Origin of the sequence: Xanthomonas populi (genome assembly GCF_002940065.1) — a bacterium.
In the GTDB taxonomy this organism is placed as follows: domain Bacteria; phylum Pseudomonadota; class Gammaproteobacteria; order Xanthomonadales; family Xanthomonadaceae; genus Xanthomonas; species Xanthomonas populi.
In genome coordinates this window covers 16,739-32,154 of sequence record NZ_MDEJ01000012.1, presented here as the reverse complement: position 1 = coordinate 32,154, position 15,416 = coordinate 16,739, and the positions used below count along the sequence as shown (strand labels likewise).

At 64.7% G+C, this 15,416-nt stretch carries 12 protein-coding genes and 2 pseudogenes; 3 read left to right on the top strand and 11 right to left on the bottom strand.

Annotated elements, in window-relative coordinates; translation table 11 throughout:
* Positions 1 to 9: 9 nt before the first annotated feature.
* A pseudogene (locus tag XpopCFBP1817_RS03420) lies at positions 10 to 710 on the bottom strand (DUF3667 domain-containing protein); the annotation flags it as partial.
* Here XpopCFBP1817_RS03420 and XpopCFBP1817_RS03415 point away from each other — a divergent pair.
* Positions 709 to 2,085 carry an MATE family efflux transporter gene (locus tag XpopCFBP1817_RS03415; RefSeq protein WP_128415997.1) on the top strand — a complete coding sequence of 459 codons (1,377 nt, stop codon included), beginning with the start codon at positions 709 to 711 and terminating at the stop codon, positions 2,083 to 2,085. The pseudogene XpopCFBP1817_RS03420 and the gene XpopCFBP1817_RS03415 sit on opposite strands and share 2 nt — an antisense overlap.
* An 84-nt stretch (positions 2,086 to 2,169) precedes the next feature.
* Positions 2,170 to 4,068 (top strand): signal peptide peptidase SppA, encoded by a 1,899-nt coding sequence (gene sppA, locus XpopCFBP1817_RS03410; protein WP_128415996.1) that lies wholly within the window; start codon positions 2,170 to 2,172, stop codon positions 4,066 to 4,068.
* A gap of 136 nt (positions 4,069 to 4,204) precedes the next feature.
* Here the strand turns inward: sppA and XpopCFBP1817_RS03405 are convergent, their stop codons facing one another.
* Positions 4,205 to 4,420, bottom strand: a complete 216-nt coding sequence (locus XpopCFBP1817_RS03405; RefSeq protein ID WP_128415995.1) for a hypothetical protein — start codon at positions 4,418 to 4,420, stop codon at positions 4,205 to 4,207.
* A gap of 107 nt (positions 4,421 to 4,527) precedes the next feature.
* Between XpopCFBP1817_RS03405 and XpopCFBP1817_RS03400 the strand changes: the two genes are divergently transcribed.
* Entirely contained in the window at positions 4,528 to 5,304 is a 777-nt protein-coding gene (locus XpopCFBP1817_RS03400) for an SDR family oxidoreductase (protein WP_128415994.1), read from the top strand.
* A gap of 264 nt (positions 5,305 to 5,568) precedes the next feature.
* Here XpopCFBP1817_RS03400 and XpopCFBP1817_RS03395 read toward each other — a convergent pair whose 3' ends face one another.
* From XpopCFBP1817_RS03395 to XpopCFBP1817_RS03355, 9 genes and pseudogenes are all read right to left on the bottom strand, one after another.
* Positions 5,569 to 6,243, bottom strand: coding sequence for a DUF4124 domain-containing protein (locus XpopCFBP1817_RS03395; RefSeq protein WP_128415993.1), 675 nt, complete (start codon positions 6,241 to 6,243; stop codon positions 5,569 to 5,571).
* On the bottom strand, positions 6,240 to 7,028 hold the full coding sequence (locus tag XpopCFBP1817_RS03390) for a DUF4124 domain-containing protein (RefSeq protein ID WP_128415992.1): 789 nt from the start codon (positions 7,026 to 7,028) through the stop codon (positions 6,240 to 6,242). Before XpopCFBP1817_RS03390 ends, XpopCFBP1817_RS03395 begins: the two co-directional genes overlap by 4 nt.
* Before the next feature lie 194 nt (positions 7,029 to 7,222).
* Positions 7,223 to 7,798, bottom strand: a complete 576-nt coding sequence (gene tsaC / locus XpopCFBP1817_RS03385; protein ID WP_128415991.1) for an L-threonylcarbamoyladenylate synthase type 1 TsaC — start codon at positions 7,796 to 7,798, stop codon at positions 7,223 to 7,225.
* Positions 7,799 to 7,806: 8 nt separating this feature from the next.
* Entirely contained in the window at positions 7,807 to 10,299 is a 2,493-nt protein-coding gene (locus tag XpopCFBP1817_RS03380; protein ID WP_128415990.1) for a DNA topoisomerase I, read from the bottom strand.
* A gap of 182 nt (positions 10,300 to 10,481) precedes the next feature.
* Positions 10,482 to 11,696 carry an RDD family protein gene (locus XpopCFBP1817_RS03375; RefSeq protein WP_128415989.1) on the bottom strand — a complete coding sequence of 405 codons (1,215 nt, stop codon included), beginning with the start codon at positions 11,694 to 11,696 and terminating at the stop codon, positions 10,482 to 10,484.
* A gap of 60 nt (positions 11,697 to 11,756) precedes the next feature.
* Positions 11,757 to 12,476 (bottom strand): pilin, encoded by a 720-nt coding sequence (locus XpopCFBP1817_RS03370; protein WP_128415988.1) that lies wholly within the window; start codon positions 12,474 to 12,476, stop codon positions 11,757 to 11,759.
* Between the two features lie 40 nt (positions 12,477 to 12,516).
* Entirely contained in the window at positions 12,517 to 12,990 is a 474-nt protein-coding gene (locus tag XpopCFBP1817_RS03365) for a DUF494 family protein (RefSeq protein ID WP_128415987.1), read from the bottom strand.
* Between the two features lie 43 nt (positions 12,991 to 13,033).
* Positions 13,034 to 14,170 carry a DNA-processing protein DprA gene (gene dprA, locus XpopCFBP1817_RS03360; RefSeq protein ID WP_128415986.1) on the bottom strand — a complete coding sequence of 379 codons (1,137 nt, stop codon included), beginning with the start codon at positions 14,168 to 14,170 and terminating at the stop codon, positions 13,034 to 13,036.
* Positions 14,171 to 14,244: 74 nt separating this feature from the next.
* Positions 14,245 to 15,382: pseudogene (locus tag XpopCFBP1817_RS03355) on the bottom strand (LysM peptidoglycan-binding domain-containing protein).
* Positions 15,383 to 15,416 lie beyond the last annotated feature (34 nt).

Below are 15,416 nucleotides of genomic sequence, written 5' to 3'. Positions count from 1 at the left end.
CTGGTAACTGAACGTGTCGTCCTCGGTCGCATCCACGGCCGGCACCGCGCTGGCGTGCCGCGCATTGGCTTGCAGTTGCGTCAGGCGCCTTTGTGCCTCTGTTTCCGCACGCGCAATGCTTGCGTCCACGCTGTCGCTTCGATGCCTGTCGGGACAACCTTGCGCGTCTGGGTCAGCGTGTCGACCAATTGCCTGCGCACCGCTTCCACCTGTGCAGGCGTGCGCGCATGTGCAAATTCTTTGGGCACAGCGGTCTGCGTGCCGCCAGCGGTGGCGATGTCGTCGCGGTCCTCGGACGCGTGCACTGCTAGGCGTGCGATGAAAAAGGTGAGCAGGCTCAACACCAGAAATAGCCGCATCGGCGCCACATAGCGCACGCGCTGGCCACTCAGAAAACGCAGTGCCACCCGTCCCGGCACTAGCAGATCGCGCAAGGTGCCAAAGATGCGCCCGTCTAGATGCCAGAACGACTCGAAGATTTCTTCCACCGCATGCGCGACGCGGCGCACCGGGTTGTGCGCGCTTTGTCCGCAGCTGTGGCAGAACGCGCCTTCTAGCGCAGCCTAACAGGTCTCACATGCCGAAAGGTGGACCGCAGTGGGGGGTGCATGGCATGGGCTGATTGGAGTCCGGGTAAGATAATCGCCCCGCGCGACCCGGTGCCAGCGCCTCCCGGCACGGCCGTAGTCCGCACAGCGATCGGTTTTCATGTCTGTCTCTCCTGCACCCCCGTCCGCGACGCCAGGCTTCGCCTCGGAAGTGCGCACCACCGGCTTGCTCGCACTGCCGCTGGTGCTCGGTCACGTCTCCACTGGCCTCATTGGTTTTGTCGACAACGTCATCGCCGGTCACCACGGCACTGCCACCTTGGCCGCTGTCACCATCGGCACCTCGTTGTTGTGGCTGCCCATGCTGGTGCCGATCGGCACGCTGATCTCGTTGACCGCTTCGGTTTCGCAACTGGTCGGTGCCGGCCGCGAGCGCGAGATCGGCCCGTTGTTTCGCCAGGCGTTGTGGTTGTCGTTAGGGCTGGGCGCGGTGATGTTCGCCTTCTTGAGTGCGGTGCCGCCGCTGCTGCCCACCTTCGGGATTGCGCCGGACATCGTGCCGGGTGCGACCGACTTTCTGCATGCGGTGCGTTGGGGCGGGCCGGCGCTGACGTTCTATTTCTGCATGCGCTATCTCAGCGAAGGCATGCACTGGACGCTGCCGACCATGTTGCTGGGCTTTGGTGGCTTGGTGGTGCTGGCGCCGCTGGGCTATCTGCTGACCTACGGCAAATTCGGCTTTGCCGAGCACGGTGCACAAGGCCTGGGCATGGCTTCGGCGCTCACCATGTGGGTGCAGGCAATCGCGTTTGCGCTCTATCTGTGGCGCTCGCGCCGCTTCGCGCATCTGGAGTTGTTCGCCCATTTCGAGGTGCCGCGCTGGCACGCCATTAGCGACTTGTTGCGCACCGGCCTGCCAATCGGCATCACCGTGCTCATGGAAGGTGGCTTGTTCATCTTCACCGCTTTGCTGATCGGCCGGCTCGGTTCCACCGAAGCGGCGGCGCACCAGATTGCGATCAACGTCGCGCAGCTGTGTTTCATGATTCCAATGGGCGTGGCCGAGGCGACCACCGTGCGCGTCGGGCACGCGGTGGGGCGCGGCGATCCGCTTGGCATGCGCCGCGCCGCGTGGGGCGGCTACACCATCGTGCTGGGCACCCAGGCCTTTTCTGCCAACGCGTTGCTGCTGGGCCACGATGCCATCGTGAGCGTCTATACCGACGATGTGGCAGTGGCTGCGCTGGCCTCGGTGCTGCTGCTGTACGCGGCCGCCTTCCAGTTCCCCGATGGCATCCAGGTGCTGTCCAGCGGCGCGCTGCGCGGGGTCAAGGACACCCGCGTGCCGATGTTCCTGGCGATGTTGTCGTACTGGTGCCTGGGCATGCCGCTCGCTGCCGGGCTCGGTCTGGGGCTCGGCTGGGGGCCGCAGGGAATGTGGATCGGCCTGATGCTGGGCCTGACCGCTGCCGCGATCCTGATGGGCTTGCGTTTCAGGCAGACCAGCCGGCGGCTGACTGCCAACGCGACCCCCTGACTTTCAGCGCATGCCGTGTGCGGTGCGCAGCCGGTATGCTGAGCGGCATTACTCGCATGCAGCGTCTTTTCGACGGAGTTTTCCATGAACCACCCCGTGCGTCGCAATCCCATCGCCAGTTTCTTCGTCGGCCTGTGGGGTGTGATGAATTTCACCCGACGCCTGATCTTCAACCTGGCGTTTTTCGGTTTTCTGTTGCTGCTGGTACTGCTGTTGGTGGTAGCGATGGCGCGTGGCGACGGCACCAAGCCGCTGGCCGAGCGCACCACCCTGGTGATCAACCCCGAAGGCACCCTGGTCGAGCAGTTCAGCGCCGACCCGGTGAGCCGTTCGCTGGCCAAGGCGGTCGGCGACAAGAGTGCCGAAGAGATCCAGCTGCGTGACCTGGTGCGGGTGATCGAAGCGGCCGGCAAGGATCGCAAGATCGAACGGGTACTATTGAACCTGGACAAGTTTCAGCCCTCCGGTTTTGCTTCTCAGCGCGAAGTCGCCGCTGCCTTGCAGAAGCTGCGCGCCTCCGGCAAGCAGATCGTGGCCTTCAGCGAGAGCATGAGCCAGGGCCAGTACCTGTTGGCCGCGCAGGCCAACGAGGTCTATCTCGACCCGATGGGCAGTGTGTTGCTGGAAGGGCTTGGCCGCTATCGCCAGTATTTCCGCGAAGGCCTACAGGACAAGCTCGGGGTGGACGTGCATCTGTTCCGTGTGGGCGAATACAAGTCCGCCGCCGAGCCTTACATCCTCGACGCGGCTTCGGCCGATGCCAAGGAAGCGGATTTGTTCTGGATGAACGACGTGTGGCAGCGCTACCTGGCCGACGTCGGCACCGCGCGCAAGCTCACCCCTGCGCAGCTGACCGCCGGCATCGATACGCTGCCGGAAGGCGTGGCTGCCGCCGGTGGCGATCTGGCCAAATTCGCGCTGCAGCAGAAGCTGGTCGACGCGCTCAAGACCCGCGAGCAAGTCGATGCCTTGCTGACCAAGCGCGGCGTTGCCGATAACGACGCCGATGCGGGCTTCCGCAGTATCGATTTCGCCAGCTATCTCACCCAGTTGCAGGCGCGGCGTTCCCTTGACAGCCGCCCGCAGGTGGCCGTGGTGGTGGCCGCTGGCGAAATCAGCGGTGGCGAGCAGCCGGCCGGCCGCGTCGGTGGCGAGTCCACCGCCGCGTTGCTGCGCCAGGTGCGCGACGACGACGAGGTCAAGGCGGTGGTGCTGCGCGTGGATTCGCCCGGCGGCGAAGTGTTCGCCTCCGAGCAGATCCGTCGCGAAGTGGTCGCGCTCAAGCAGGCCGGCAAGCCGGTGGTGGTGTCGATGGGCGATCTGGCCGCCTCGGGCGGTTACTGGATCAGCATGAATGCCGATCGCATCTATGCCGACCCGTCGACCATCAGCGGTTCAATCGGCATCTTCGGCATGGTGCCCAATCTGACCCGCGCCCTCGACAAGATCGGCGTGCATACCGATGGTGTGGGTACCACGCGGTTTGCCGGTGCCTTCGACATCACCCGCCCGCTGGACCCGGCCGCCGGCCAGGTTATCCAGGCGGTGATCAACAAGGGCTATGCCGACTTCACCGGCAAGGTGGCGCAGGCGCGTCATCAGTCGGTGGAGGCCATCGACAACGTCGCACGCGGCCGGGTGTGGAGCGGGGCGCAGGCCAAGCAGCACGGCCTGGTGGATGCGTTCGGCGGCATGCAGGAAGCGGTGGCCGATGCGGCCGATCGCGCCAAGTTGAGCCGCGGCAAGTTCCGCGTGCGCTATGTGGAGAAGCCGGCCACGCCGTTTTCGCAGTTCATGAGCGGATTTGCCGCCAGCCGCATGGGCGCCTGGATGCTGGGCGATTCGGCCATGGCGCGCGCCATGCTGGCGCTCTCGCTGCCGGAAGTGGACACGCAGCTGCGCTTCGTCGAAGACGCCGTGCACGACAGCAAGGCCGGTGGCACTCCGGTGAAGTCGCTGGCGTATTGCTTCTGCGGGTTCTGAAACAGCACGTGTTCAACGTGATGTATCGACAACGCCGGCTTTGTACCGGCGTTGTCGTTTCTGCAGTGGTGGCTGCATCGCGTCAAGCGTCTGCCGCTTTCTTCGACCGCAACGCGCATGGCGTGATGCGTTGCGTTTACTGCGTGGCCGCGTCGATCGCCTTGCGTTGATCCTCTGCCGCCTGATCGGTCTCCGCCTGCACCGCGTGCGCCTTGTTCAGCGGTTCCTGGATGTGGTCGCGCAAGGCGGTGGCCTGCGGCTCGGGCTTTTGCTCGGTGGGCGCAGGTTGCGGTCGCTGACAGGCGCCAAGCAACAACGCCAGGCTGGCTGCAAGAATCCAATGCAGTTTCATCGTCGTGACCTCGCTCGGGGTGGCAGTATCCTAACGCCCGGGCCATACGCGCGCGTCAACTGCGCTGCAGCGGCTGTTTCCTGCGTCTTGCAAAGAGGATCACCCACGTGACAACCCATCGTTGGCGGCTGGATGGACAGACCGCCCTCATCACCGGCGCCAGCGCCGGCATTGGCTTTGCCATCGCGCGCGAACTGCTCGGCTTCGGCGCGGATCTGCTGATGGTGGCGCGCGATGCCGATGCCTTGGCGCAGGCACGCGACGAGCTCGCCGAAGAATTCCCCGAGCGCGAACTGCATGGGCTGGCCGCCGATGTGTCCGACGATGAAGAACGTCGCGCCATTCTGGATTGGGTGGAAGACCACGCCGATGGCCTGCATCTGCTGATCCACAATGCCGGCGGTAACATCACCCGCGCGGCGATCGATTACACCGAGGACGAGTGGCGCGGCATCTTCGAAACCAACGTGTTTTCCGCCTTCGAATTGTCGCGTTATGCGCACCCGTTGCTGACCCGCCACGCGGCCTCGGCGATCGTCAACGTTGGCAGCGTCTCCGGCATCACCCATGTACGTAGCGGCGCGCCGTATGGCATGACCAAGGCCGCGCTGCAGCAGATGACGCGCAATCTGGCGGTGGAATGGGCCGAGGACGGCATCCGCGTCAACGCGGTGGCGCCCTGGTACATCCGCACGCGTCGCACCTCCGGGCCGCTGTCGGATCCGGATTACTACGAGCAGGTGATCAAACGCACCCCGATGCGCCGCATCGGCGAACCGGAAGAAGTCGCCGCTGCGGTCGGTTTTCTATGTCTGCCGGCGGCCAGTTACATCACCGGTGAATGCATCGCGGTGGATGGCGGATTCTTGCGTTACGGGTTTTAACCCGCCTGCGCGCATTGTCATGCTGAGAGTGGCCTGTGCATGGCATCGGAAGATGCGCACGCATGCGCCGAACCATCGACGCGCCCGCGCCTCAGGTTTTTTGTCAGCTACGCATGCGCGCGCGTCAGGCGACAGCGCGCAGGCTCAGTACACCGCGCATGCCATCTGGTGATCGCTGGCGGTTGGCAGTGGCTTTAAAGCATCAGACCAGCAAGCGCAGCGCCGTCACACGGAATGACGTGCGCTGGCACGCCGGTCGCAGCATCACGGCGTGGTAGACGGATCCGCGCAGCGGCTTTCGTCCAGCACCCGGCGCATCTGATCGTAACGCTGTTTGCGTTCGGCCGATTGCGCTTCGTCGGAGAAACGCCAGGTCGCCTCGGCCTGTTCGGCGCGTTTGCGCCAAGCCTCGCACAGGCTCTGATCCGGCACCGGCGCGCAGCGATCGGTGACCACCTCGCAGGCGCTGCCGTCGCCGGTGGCCGGCCCGCCCGCCAGGTTAGTTGTCTGCATCGGCAGGCAACGCGTGGCCGGTTCGCGGTCTTCGGTGAAATAGCGTCCGTTGTCGTGCGCGGTGCATTCGAACAGCGGCGGCGGTGGCAGCGTGGATGTCGATGTCGATGTCGAGGCGGGCGGCGCCGACGCAACTGGTACGGGAGCCGCAGCCGGGGCGGTAGCGGGTGCATCGGTTTTAGAACTGGTCCGCGGCTGCGCAGAGGGCGCTACACGCGTAGGCGATGCTGCGCTCGATCCGCCCGGCGAAAACGGCACAGCAGCCGGCGCAGTCATCACTTTCTTTTGCTGCTGCACGCCTTTCGGGCACGGCATGTTCTGCACCGTGAGCGCGCCGGTCGGATCGGTGCATCGGTAGATGGTCACGTCCTGGGCGCTGGCGACCGACATCCATCCAATCAACGGCAACAGCAGCCAGAGCCTCATGCGCCGCTGCAATCGCGCTGCAGGCGTGCGTCGATGCCACGTTGGTCGCGGCTGAGGTCTTCGCGCTCGCTCTGCAAAGCGCTGTTGTAGCGCCGGATCAGCTCCCAGCGGAGATCGGCCAGCCGCCCGCACACTTCCTGCTCCGGCAGGGCATGGCATTCGTCGCGGATCTGTACACTGCCGTACGGCACGATCACCGTGCCGCCGTAGCCGCCATCGACGTAACCACCGCCGTTATAGCCACCACCGTTGTAGCTGCTGCCAGGATAGCCGCCAACGTTGTAGTTGCCGCCACCATAACTTCCCCTGCTGTCACCGACGCTGCCTTGTATGCCCTCGGCCGGGCGCGGCCCCGGCTGGCGAGATCCAGGCTGACGCGGCCCGCGCTGCCGGGCGCCGGACACGTAGGCGGTGCCCCAGATTGGCACCCAGCGCGGATTGCCCTCGGGGCTGTCGCTGGTGTAGCGGCGCCCTTCTTCAGTCACGCATTCGTACATGGGCTGCGGCGGCTGCACGGTGATGATGCGTACCTTGCGCGGCGGCGGCGGTGCGGCAACGGCTGCTGGCGCGGCTGGGCGTTCCGGTCGCGGCGGCGGGTCCTGCGGGCGTTGCAGCTCCAGCACCTGCTGGCGCCCGCTGCTACAGGGCGCATCCTGCAGCGCGACGGTGCCGGTGCTGCTGACGCAGCGATAGATCCGCACGTTCGGATCGGGTGTGGTTGTGGTGCTGGCCGCCGACGCAGGCAGCGCGGTGGCCAGCAACAAGAGAGTCAGGACGGTACGCATGGCCGCAGTGTGCGCGTCTGCCCGGCTGTGGCAAAGGGGGGAGGCTGAACTGGTTGAGGGCGATGCAGGTGGGAGGATCAGCGACGCGGCAGTTGCACATCGCTTCGTGCTTTGCCACGCGTGCCAATCGAGCTGGATCTGGGCTATCCAACACCTGGGAGCCCGAACTCGGTGAACCCATCTCACCGTTTCCCTCAATCGCGCAGGACCTGCCCGCTGCGCGCATCGCGGATCTGGGTCGGCTGCGCCAGGTCGCCGACTTCCCCATCCACCAAGCCGTCGATGCTGGCCAGCAGGGCTGGATCCAGCGCCTGCCGGCTGCGTGCGGGTGGCTCACCGGCCAGATTGGCACTGGTGGACACCAACGGGGCGGCCCAGGCCGCGCAGAGCGTGGCGACCAGCGGATGCGCGCTAATGCGCACTGCCAGCCCGTCATGCTCGCCAGTGACCCAGCGCGGCGCCTGTGCGGTGACTGGCAGGATCCAGGTGTGCGGGCCTGGCCAGCTAGCCAGCACCTCTTCCTTGCGTGCAGGCTCCAGCGCGTCGAAATCCACCCAGTCGTGCAACACGTCCACGCTGGTGGCCACCACGATCACGCCCTTGTCGACCGGGCGGCGCTTGATCGCCAGCAGCCGCAGTACGGCCGCTTCCTGGCGCGGGTCGCAGCCCAGTCCCCACACCGCTTCGGTGGGATAGGCGATCACGCCGCCCCGGGTCAGGGCAGCGACGGCGCTGTCCAAGCGAAGCGCAGGGCTGGGCGCCGATTGCATCGCGCGACTCAGCCTGCCGCCTTGCTCGCCACTTTCGTGACCACACGCTTGGTGGCCTTCTTGGCGGCGGCTTTCTTGGCCGGTGCCTTTTTGGCAGCGGTCTTGGTCGCAGCAGTCTTGGTGGCTGTCTTCTTGACTACGGTTTTCTTCGGCGACGAATCCTTGACCGCGTTCTTTTTGAGCGTGGCCTTCTTCGCGCCAAAGCCCTTGCGCACTGGCTTGCCGGTGTCGTTCAGCAGCTGCTGCACTTCTTCGAAGGTCAGCGACGCCGGCTCGCGATCCTTGGGAATCTTGCCGTTGAGCTTGCCGTCGCTGATGTAGGGGCCAAAGCGGCCGTTGAGCACCTGGATGTCGCTGCTGTCGAAGTCCTTGATCACCCGGTTGCGCGCGATCTCTTCCTTTTCTTCGATCAGGAATACCGCACGCTCCAGATCGATGGTGTACGGGTCGTCTTCTTTCTTAAGCGATGCGTACACGCTGCCACGGCGGGCAAACGGCCCGAACCGGCCGATGCCGACGCTGACGTCCTGTTCCTTGTCCTGGCCCAGCGCGCGCGGCATCTTGAACAGTTGCAGCGCGTCTTCGATGGAGATCGAATAGATGCTCTGGCCCGGTCGCAACGAGGCGAACGTGGGCTTTTCTTCGTCTTCGACCGTGCCGATCTGCACCATCGGGCCGAAGCGGCCGATGCGCGCGCTGACCTCCTTGCCACTGACCGGGTCGGCGCCCAGCACGCGCACGCTGCCGGCATCGGTCTTGTCCAGCGAATCCTTCTTGTCCTCGACCAGTTCCTTGAACGGACCCCAGAACTTCTCCATCAGCGGAATCCATTCCGCTTCGCCACGCGAGACCGCATCCAGATCGTCTTCGAGCTTGGCGGTGAAGTCGTAATCCACGTAACGGGTGAAATGCCCGGACAGGAACTTGGACACCGCGCGGCCCACGTCGGTGGGACGGAAGCTGCGGCCTTCCATCTCCACGTACTTGCGGAACTGCAGGGTCTGGATGATCGAGGCGTAGGTGGATGGACGGCCGATCCCGTATTCCTCCAGCGTCTTGACCAACGCCGCTTCGGTAAAGCGCGGCGGCGGCTGGGTGAAATGCTGATCGGTCACGATGCGGTCCAGCGGGATGTTGTCGCCCGCCTTCATGGCGGGGAGTTTGCGGCCCTCGTCCTCGTCTTCGCTGCTTTTGGTGTCCTTGCCTTCTTCGTAGACCGCCAAAAAGCCTGCAACCACCACAGTGGTGCCGCTTGCGCGGAACACATGCTCGCTGCCCGCGGACAGATCGACGCTGACGGTATTGAGCGTGGCCGGAATCATCTGGCAGGCGATCGCGCGCTTCCAGATCAATTCGTACAAACAGCGCTCGTCGTCGGACAGAAAACGCGCGACCTGCGCAGGGGTGTGCAGCGCCGAGGTGGGACGGATCGCTTCATGCGCTTCCTGCGCATTCTTGGATTTGGTGGTGTAGGTGTTGGGCTGGTCCGGCAACGAGGCAGTGCCGAAGTCGCGCGCGATCACGTCGCGGATTTCTGCCAATGCGTCCTGCGACAGATTCACCGAGTCGGTACGCATATAGCTGATCAGACCGACCGAACCCTCGTCGCCCAGTGCGACACCTTCGTACAATTTCTGCGCCACCTGCATGGTCTTGCGGGTGGTGAAACCGAGCTTGCGCGAGGCTTCCTGCTGCAGCGTGGAGGTGGTGAACGGCGGAGCAGGGCGGCGCTTACGCTCCTTGCTGGCGACGTCGGTGACATGCAGCACGCCTTGCGCCGCCTTTTGGATGCGCAGCCGCGCAGCTTCGGCGGTGTCGCCGTCGGTGACGGTGAATTGCTCGAATTTCTGCCCGTCCAGCTTGATCAGACGCGCATTGAACGGCTGCGACGGATGCCGGCAGTGCGCATCGATGGACCAGTATTCGCGCGCGATGAAAGCCTCGATCTCTTCTTCGCGTTCGACGATCATGCGCAGCGCCGGCGACTGCACGCGGCCGGCGGACAGGCCGCGCTGCACCTTGCGCCACAACACCGGCGACAGGTTGAAGCCGACCAGATAGTCGAGCGCGCGACGTGCCTGCTGCGCATCGACCAAGTCGGCGGCGATCGCGCGCGGCTTGAGCATAGCTTCCTTGATCGCGCGCGGGGTGATCTCGGTAAACACCACCCGCTGCATCGGCTTGTCCTTGAGCAAACCGCGCTCTTTCAGGATCTCGGCGATGTGCCAGCTGATCGCCTCGCCCTCGCGGTCCGGGTCGGTCGCCAGAAAGATGTCGTCGGCGGTCTTGGCCGCACGCGCAATGGCTTCGACATGCTTTTCGTTCTTTTCGATCAGGTCGTAGCGCATCGCGAACCCGTTGTCCGGATCGACTGCGCCTTCCTTGGGGACCAGGTCGCGCACGTGCCCATACGAGGCCAGGACGGTGAAGTCCTTGCCGAGGTATTTATTGATCGTCTTGGCCTTGGCAGGCGATTCGACGATGAGCAGGTGCTTGGGCATGGTGGTTAATTCTTTGGGCACAGCCCGGGGGGCAGGTAGCGTGGCCTAATTGGCCGATGGAGGGAAGCAGATCGCCTGTTTCCCACACGTCAACGCCCGGGAAGGTAGCCCGGGCGTTCAGTTATCTTATTAGAAAGATCACGGCAGACGCCGCCGTGTCAAGCGGCATCTGCCGCGAACCGTCAGTTCTGGCTCATTGCGATGGCTGCGAGCAGGATTGCGGCGAAGATCACGCCAATCCCCACAATCACCGCATAAATGGCCAGAACCACGATCGTGACCGTGTCCAGCCCGCAGTGTTGCCGTTCCGGGGTGTCGGTGAAGGCCCAGCGGTCCACCACCAACGTCTCGCAGACCTTGTCGTGCAAGCCCTGCTTGCGCGCGCTCAGCCCGGCCATGAAGGCCGAGACGAACAGTCCGATGCCCAGGGTGAAAATGGTGATCAACGCATACGCCACATAGCGCAACAGGTTGCGCCAGAAGCCGACCCGGCCGCCGTTGGTGTCGGCGCGGACCAGCTTGATCCCGCAGGCGAGCTTGCCCAGGCTGGCCTGATGCCGGCTGGACTGCATCCAGGCAAAATAGAGCGCGGGAATCACCAGGCCGATGCCGTAGCTCACCAGGGTGATGGCCAGTTGAGCGCCGGCGCCTTCATCCAGCGCTGCGCCGGCACTGCCCAGGTTTGCGCTGAACCCCACCGCGAACATCAGCGGGATGACGATCAGACACATCGCAAAGGTGGTCACGAAGCCATCCAGGACGCTGGCGGCCACGCGTCGCCACAAGCCGGCGTAGACGATGGGTGCATCGTGGATGGCGACTGCCGCAGCGGATGGGGTTGCCGGGGACTCCCAGGCACTCGGCAACGGGGTGATGTGGGGTGTCGATGCTGCGAATCGTGCCGGTGCCGGTGCCGCGACCGATGCTGATTCCGCCGTGTGGGCCTGACCCTGAGCGGGAGCTGTCGGTGCTGAAGTTGTTTCTTCCGACGCTGGCCATGGCGTCGCGGCCGACAGCGGAGCGTGCTCGCTCTGCACAGTCTGCTCGCTCGGTGAAATCTGAGCGTGATCGGCCGCTGTTGGCGTGTCGGCGCTAGTGCCCGTCACTGTGCCGGGCGGGGCGCCCGGCGCGATCTCTTCGCGATACGCCTTGGTCTGCGGGTCGCTGATCGGCGCAACCAAGGGCGCAACCTCAAGCGGCTCGGGCGCAGCGGTCACCGGGCTGTCCAAGCCAAGTTCGGCCGCCACTTCGCGCAGCGCCACCCATTGCGGCAGACCTTCGCGCCAGACCAAGCTGGATCTGCCAATGATGCCTTGCGACAGGCGCGCAACCAGCTTGTCGGTGTCGATCGGCCCCTGGCGTTCGCGCTGGGCGTCTGCGTAATACCACTGCGTCATTGAGGTCTCCCCTGGATGGAACGATTGGCTAGAGCGTTTATACATGTGAGCTAACACGCTCTAGCCGCGGCAGTCCGGTGGAAGTAGGTTGTCGTCGATCTCTGAACTGCACTGCCAACTGCCGGTGTCAGCGTCGAAATCCAGCCACAGCGCCTTGCCATCGATCCTGGCGATTGTCGGCGCATGAATCAGCGCTTCGACTCCGCATTCGGTTGTGTCGAAACGGCCGATCCGCACGCTGCTCACCACGTCGTTGGCATAGTGTTCGGGCGTCTGGAAACCGGCGTCGCCGTTTACCGCGCAACGGCCTTCCTGCGCAAGAAATTCGGCGATCTGCGGCTTTAATGGCGCCAATGAGGCAAGGGCCTTGGCGACCTTGGCGTGTCCCACGTAATCCTGATAAGCCGGCAGCGCAATTGCAGCCAGAATGCCGATCACCGCCATCAGGACAAACATTCCCGCCACCGCGCCCAGCACCAACGCCAGCGGCCATCCCGGCCCGTTGTTAGGCAGGCCATGCGCTGGCGGAGCAGACGAATGTGCTGGCGACACGCGTGCCGCTGGCAAAGGCGGCGGCAGCGCTGCGGCGCTCAAATCACTGGAAATCGGCGGCCCGAGTTCATCGGCACAGTCAGACAGTGGCACCCATTGGAAAAGGCCTTCGCGCCAGACCAGGGTGTCCAAGGCAATCGCGCGATCGCGATACAGGCCCAGCAAGGCTTCGCTGACCACCGGGCCACGCCGATGGCGGTTGCCCTCGGCGCAATACCAGCTGCTCATTGCCGTCCCCACGCATGCGCTTCCATCGCGGCTTCGACCCTCAGTGTACGGGTTCAGGCTCGTCGAGAAACATCTGCGTTTCCATCCAGGCGTATGCCGCTTCGGCGCCTGGCTGGTTGAACAGCACCATCAGCACCACCCACTTGAGGTCGTCCAGATCCAGTTCGTCCTGGTCCAGCGCCATAGCGCGGTCCAGCACCAACTCGCGCTGATCGGCATCGAAAATGCGGTGCTGCTCCAGAAACATCAAAAACCCACGGCAGTCGACATCGAGCTTGTCCAGCTCCGGGCCATGGTAGATGCGCACCGGTCCGTCGACGTGCGGGCGCGCGACGCTAGGCCGCTGCTCGGAGAGCGCGTCCAGCCAATCGAAGGCTTTACTGATCTCTGCAGGGCTGAAGCCAGCCTGGATCAGGCCATTTTGAAGCGAGTCACGGTCACGGACCAGGTCCGCGTCTTCGCTGAAATAATGTTCGAACAGGTACAGCAGTACATCAAGAATGCTCTCTTTCATTGCCCCTCGGCCTGCGTCGAGCGACGCTGTGGAGGTGAAGAAACTAGGGATTGCGGGTATAGCGACCGTGCTCGGTAACCACGTGCCCCTCCAGTTCCATGATGAGCAGCATGGAGGACAGCGTTGCGGCCGTCAATCCGGTGCGTTCGACCAGTGAATCGATAGGGCTTGGGTCGTGGCCAAGTGCCTGCCACAAGCGCTGGTAGTCCGGGTCCGGGCACGCGGCGGAGGCCTTACGCGCTGTCCCGGCCTGATCAGTGGGGGCGGCCAGGCGCTGGCGCAAGGCATCGGCCAGCTCGCCCGAGAGCAAGCGCAGCCCTTCGACGATTTGGGCCGGCTCCTGTGTCAGGGTGGCACCCTGACGAATCAGGTGATGACAGCCGCGTGCGAGCGGATTGTGCAACGAGCCGGGCAGTGCGAACACTTCGCGCCCGGCTTCGGCTGCCAGCCGTGCGGTGATCAGCGCACCTGAGCGCATGGCCGCCTCGACCACCAGCGTGCCTAGGGCCAGCCCGGCGATGATCCGGTTGCGGGCCGGGAAGTGCCACGCGGCCGGGGCGGTGCCGGGCCGGTACTCGCTGACTACCGCGCCACGTGCGGCGATGCGATCGCGCAGCGACTGATGATGGGCGGGATAGGCCACATCCGTGCCGGTGCCGACCACCGCCACGGTGATGCCGTCTGCGCGGGCCAGCGCGGCTTCGTGGGCGATCGCATCCACGCCTGCCGCCATGCCGCTGACAATGCCCAGCCCCGTGCTCGCCAGGCTGGAGGCGAACGCGCGGGTGTGGTCGCGACCTCCTGCCGTGGCCGCGCGGCTGCCGACCACTGCCACCGCCGGATGCCACAACGCGTTGGGGTCGCCGTCTACGAACAAGGCCAGCGGCGGATTGACGATATGCCGCAGCAGGGCGGGATAGTCCGGGTCCTGCCAGCCGATGAGGTGATGCCCGGGTTGCTCGCACCAGCGCAGCGCTGCATCCAGTGCGTGGGCGTCGGGTGCACGGAGCTGGGCCGATTGCAGCGCGTCGCAGCCTGCGGCGCGCCATACATCGGACCCGCCGGCAAGGATCTCGGCCGGCGAGGCGAAAGTCGTCAGTAGCGTGCGGCGCGGCGGGCTGCGGCCGCCGGCCAGCAGCACTATCAATAACGCACGCAAGTCGGAAGCGATCGGAGTCATGCATTCAGCGTAGGCCGCAAGCGACGACGGCGCCCTCAGGCGCCGTCGCGTTACAACGTCGGATTTTGTCCCGCTTACTGTGCGTCTGGATGCTTGACGAGATAGCCCAGGCCAGTCGGCTTGACGCTTTCCATCACCAGCGCATAGCTGACCTTGTCGAAGGTGCGGAACACCATCGCGTGCGAGACGTACTCATCGGGCAAGCCAACGGTGGAGCCTGCTGGGCCGCTGAAATCATCGTCGGTCCGCGAGAAGCGCGAATGCTTGACACGGTCGCTCACCGTGCGGCCCTTGCGCCAGATCGAGAACACCGTACCGGTGTTGATGCCTTCGCGTGCGCCACCGGAAATGGCAATCACGTCGCGGGTACCGCCGACGATGAAGGCGTCGGAGATAGCCAGTACGCGCAATTCGGTCTGCATTGCCTGCTCCGACGGCGGATGCGGAATGAACTGCAGATCGTACGGCTGTGCTTCGACCGCGATGATGCGATCGCCCGCCCGCACTTCACGGCCGCTGTCATTCAGCAGCAAGGTCGCCGCCTTGGAGTTGCCGCCCGCCGCAGTGCAAGTGATGGTGCCGACGTTGACCTGCGCCAGTTCATATCCCAGGAACTCGCGGCGACTGCTTGGCGCAATGTAGTTCTTCCAGATGTTGCCGGAGCCAGCAGTGATATTGCCGGCCATGTCCAGATCATCGTTGGGCTTTGGCAGGCTGAACTTCACGGTCGGGCGGACTACCGCAAAGCGCTGACCGGGCTGGGCGTCATCCAGGCCGACCACATAGGCCAACTGGCCGGTGGTGGCACGCGAACGACCGCCTTCCAGACCGACCACGTACGGCAGGCCGTCGAAGAGATCGGTGACGCGCAGATTCTTCAGGAACGGCTCGACTTCCGACAGCGGAATCGCATTGATCGGCGCTTCCTGACGCGGGCCGGGCTGCACAGTGCCCTTGGCAACGCGGTCCAGGTAGGCCAGGCTGATGACATCGCCCGGATAGATTAGATGCGGATTCTGGAATCTGCGGATTGGCCTGCCAGATTTCCGGCCACAGCCACGGTTTTTGCAGAAAACGCCCAGCGATCTCCCAAAGGGTATCCCCCTTGCGGACCACGTAGGTATCTGGATGTTCGCCCACCGCTTGCGCGGCAGCGTAGGTCGCGACGGTCAGCATCGCCGCAGCGACGACCGTACGAAGTCGGTTCAACATGAGTGCCTTCTTGCCTGATTCCCCAACAGGTCTG

Excerpts from the sequence above, each read along its gene's own strand:
- XpopCFBP1817_RS03415 (WP_128415997.1), top strand. The coding sequence starts at position 709 with ATGTCTGTCTCTCCTGCACCCCCGTCCGCGACGCCAGGCTTCGCCTCG.
- XpopCFBP1817_RS03395 (WP_128415993.1), bottom strand. The coding sequence starts at position 6,243 with ATGAGGCTCTGGCTGCTGTTGCCGTTGATTGGATGGATGTCGGTCGCC.
- dprA (WP_128415986.1), bottom strand. The coding sequence starts at position 14,170 with ATGACTCCGATCGCTTCCGACTTGCGTGCGTTATTGATAGTGCTGCTG.
- XpopCFBP1817_RS03370 (WP_128415988.1), bottom strand. The coding sequence starts at position 12,476 with ATGAGCAGCTGGTATTGCGCCGAGGGCAACCGCCATCGGCGTGGCCCG.
- XpopCFBP1817_RS03405 (WP_128415995.1), bottom strand. The coding sequence starts at position 4,420 with ATGAAACTGCATTGGATTCTTGCAGCCAGCCTGGCGTTGTTGCTTGGC.
- XpopCFBP1817_RS03390 (WP_128415992.1), bottom strand. The coding sequence starts at position 7,028 with ATGCGTACCGTCCTGACTCTCTTGTTGCTGGCCACCGCGCTGCCTGCG.
- XpopCFBP1817_RS03365 (WP_128415987.1), bottom strand. The coding sequence starts at position 12,990 with ATGAAAGAGAGCATTCTTGATGTACTGCTGTACCTGTTCGAACATTAT.
- XpopCFBP1817_RS03380 (WP_128415990.1), bottom strand. The coding sequence starts at position 10,299 with ATGCCCAAGCACCTGCTCATCGTCGAATCGCCTGCCAAGGCCAAGACG.
- XpopCFBP1817_RS03375 (WP_128415989.1), bottom strand. The coding sequence starts at position 11,696 with ATGACGCAGTGGTATTACGCAGACGCCCAGCGCGAACGCCAGGGGCCG.
- tsaC (WP_128415991.1), bottom strand. The coding sequence starts at position 7,798 with ATGCAATCGGCGCCCAGCCCTGCGCTTCGCTTGGACAGCGCCGTCGCT.
- sppA (WP_128415996.1), top strand. The coding sequence starts at position 2,170 with ATGAACCACCCCGTGCGTCGCAATCCCATCGCCAGTTTCTTCGTCGGC.